Source organism: Pseudomonas sp. NPDC087346, assembly GCF_044744235.1.
GTDB lineage: Bacteria > Pseudomonadota > Gammaproteobacteria > Pseudomonadales > Pseudomonadaceae > Aquipseudomonas.
Map to the genome: position 1 here is coordinate 40,613 of NZ_JBIUXX010000029.1, position 3,089 is coordinate 43,701.

The following is a 3,089-nucleotide window of genomic DNA, read 5'->3' on the forward strand; positions in this document are numbered from 1 at the left end:
CCACGGGAGACAATGCCGGTCACGCGTTTGGCGGTCAGCGGCACGTAGCGCAGCAACACGCCGGCGTGGATGGTGAAGTAGTCGACGCCCTGCTCCGCCTGCTCGATCAGCGTGTCGCGGAACAACTCCCAGGTCAGGTCTTCAGCGGCGCCGCCGACTTTTTCCAGGGCCTGATAAATCGGCACGGTACCGATCGGCACCGGCGAGTTGCGGATGATCCACTCACGGGTTTCGTGAATGTGTTTGCCGGTGGACAAGTCCATCACGGTGTCCGAACCCCAGCGAATGCCCCAGGTCAGTTTCGCCACTTCTTCTTCGATGGACGAACCCAGTGCACTGTTGCCGATGTTGCCGTTGATCTTCACCAGGAAGTTACGGCCGATGATCATCGGTTCCAGTTCGGTGTGGTTGATGTTGGCCGGAATGATCGCGCGACCACGGGCGATCTCTTCACGGACGAATTCGGGGGTGATGATTTTCGGCACACTGGCGCCGAAGCTGTGACCGGCGTGTTGCTGGTCCAGCAGGCCAGCGGCGCGAGCCACTTCAAGCTTCATGTTTTCACGGATGGCAACGTATTCCATCTCGGCGGTGATGATGCCCTGACGCGCGTAATGCATCTGGCTGACGTTGGCCCCGGCCTTGGCGCGGCGCGGATTGTTTACGTGAGCGAAGCGCAGCTTGGTCAGTTCGGCATCGGCCAGGCGTTCCTGGCCGAAGTTCGAGCTCAGGCCCGACAGACGCTCGGTGTCGCCACGGTCGTCGATCCACGCCGAACGCACGTCGCCCAGACCTTTGCGCACATCGATCACCACGTTCGGATCGGTGTACGGACCCGAGGTGTCGTAGACGGTGACCGGGGCGTTGATTTCGCCACCGAAGTCAGTCGGCGTTACATCGAGGCTGATTTCGCGCATCGGCACGCGGATGTCCGGGCGAGAGCCCTGAACGTAGACTTTTTGCGAACGGGTGAACGGCTTGACCGATTGCTCATCGACCTTGGCCGAATCACTCAGGTTGATCGCGTTTTTTGATTTTGTAGTCATCACGGGCTCTCCAGACAGCATCCAGGCAGTGGATTGTCGGAGCAGAACCTGAAAGGCACGGACGCACCAGGACTGGTGCTGTGCATCGTCGTCGAGCGTTCGATTGTCGAACAATATCCCGGACGAAGCACAAGAGGACTCGCCGGGTGACGAGAAATCTTGTTCCCTACGCAGGCGCTAACCTGATCAGGTTCAACGGGATCCGAAATTATTCGATCTCAGCCTCATAGCAAGGCACCCCGACAAGAACCCGGCCAGTCTAGACACAACCGGCAAAGAACGCCAACACCGTGGCAAACACCATGATGAATGGCGCAATTGGCAGGACTTGCAGGATTGTTGCCGCCCGAATGCGCAACTACACTCGCTGTGCCCCGCCATGCCTTGACGCTGTGGGGCCCGCGCCGTACCTTTGGCGCCCGGATTATTTCCATAATATTTAGCTAGGGATCGCCTCATGCTGCGCAAACTTTCACTGGCTCTTGCCGTGTCTTGTGCGTCCACCTCAATGGCCGGGGCAGCAGAAGCGCCCTTGTCGACCAAGACCGATCTGGTCAGCGTCTATCAGGAAGCGGTCGACAACAACGCCGATCTGGCTGCGGCCCGCGCCCAGTACGGCGCTCAGAAGGAAGTCGTGCCACAGGCCCGTGCCGGCCTGCTGCCGAATCTGTCTGGCGGCGCCGAAGTGGCCGACGTGCGCACCTCGATCGACCAGCCTTCGGCGATTGCCAACCGCAGTGCTCACTCCTATCAGGCGACGCTGGCGCAGCCACTGTTCCGCGCGGATCGCTGGTTCCAGTACCAGGCCGCCAAGGACGTCAACGAACAGGCCGCGCTGCAACTGTCCGCCACCGAGCAGAACCTGATCCTGCAATCGGCGGAAGACTACTTCAACGTGCTGCGCACTCAGGACAATCTGGCCTCGACCAAGGCTGAAGAAGCTGCGTTCAAGCGCCAGCTCGACCAGTCCAACGAGCGCTTCGATGTCGGCCTGTCGGACAAGACCGATGTGCTGCAATCGCAAGCCAGTTATGACACTGCACGGGCCAACCGGATCGTCGCTCAGCGTCAGGTCGATGATGCGTTCGAAGCATTGATCACTTTGACCAACCGTGAGTACAACTCGATTCAGGGTATCGTCCACACCTTGCCGATCCTGCCGCCGGCGCCGAACGACGCCAAGGCCTGGGTCGAAACCGCGGCCAAACAGAACCTCAATCTGCTCGCCAGCAACTTCGCCGTCAGCTCCGCCGAGCAGACGCTGAAGCAGCGCAAGGCCGGCCACTTGCCGACCCTCGATGCGGTGGCCAAGTACGAAAAGGGTGACAACGACGCCCTCGGTTTCGCCAACCCGAATGCCTTTGGTACGCCGTACAGCGGCAACGTCGAGCAGAGTACGCTGGGCCTGCAATTGAACATTCCGATCTACAGCGGCGGGCTGACCAGCTCGCAGGTGCGCCAGTCTTATGCGCAATTGGATCAGAGCGAACAACAGCGTGAAGCGCTGCGCCGGCAGATCGTCGAGAGCACCCGCAACCTGCATCGCGCGGTGAACACCGATGTCGAGCAGGTACAGGCACGCCGCCAGTCGATCATTTCGAACCAGAGCGCGGTGGAAGCCACGGAAATCGGTTATCAGGTGGGGACGCGCAACATCGTCGATGTGCTGGATGCCCAGCGTCAGCTGTACACCTCGGTGCGTAACTACAACAACACCCGTTACGACTACATTCTCGACAACCTGCGTCTGAAGCAGGCGGCGGGGACGTTGAATCCGGGTGACTTGCAGGATCTGGCGCGCTATCTGAAACCGGACTACAACCCGGACAAAGACTTCCTGCCACCCGATCTGGCCAAGGCTGCCGAAGCCCAGCTCAAGGCCCGGCCTTAAGCCTTAAAAGCAAAAGATCGCAGCGTGGGGGGGGGGGGGGGGGTTTTTTTTTTTTTTTTTTTGGGGGGGGGGGGGGGGGGGGGCGCACAAAGCGGGGGGGGGGTGTTTTTGTGTGGCGAGGGGGTGTGAGAGGGGGGGGTTGGTTGTGGGTG

2 protein-coding genes and 1 riboswitch are annotated in these 3,089 nt (G+C 60.4%); of the genes, one reads left to right on the top strand and one right to left on the bottom strand.

Features of this window, described 5'->3' with window-relative positions; all coding sequences use genetic code 11:
* Window positions 1–1,046 (bottom strand): phosphomethylpyrimidine synthase ThiC (locus ACIOZM_RS18045; RefSeq protein ID WP_401216158.1); only part of this gene is annotated, 1,046 nt, incomplete at its 3' end.
* Window positions 1,047–1,192: 146 nt separating this feature from the next.
* A riboswitch (TPP riboswitch) is annotated at window positions 1,193–1,298 on the bottom strand.
* Between the two features lie 205 nt (window positions 1,299–1,503).
* On the opposite strand from ACIOZM_RS18045, the gene ACIOZM_RS18050 reads away from it, so the two are divergent.
* A complete protein-coding gene (locus ACIOZM_RS18050) occupies window positions 1,504–2,937 on the top strand; it encodes a TolC family outer membrane protein (protein ID WP_401216159.1) in 1,434 nt (477 codons plus the stop codon).
* Window positions 2,938–3,089 lie beyond the last annotated feature (152 nt).

Excerpts from the sequence above, each read along its gene's own strand:
- ACIOZM_RS18050 (WP_401216159.1), top strand. The coding sequence starts at position 1,504 with ATGCTGCGCAAACTTTCACTGGCTCTTGCCGTGTCTTGTGCGTCCACC.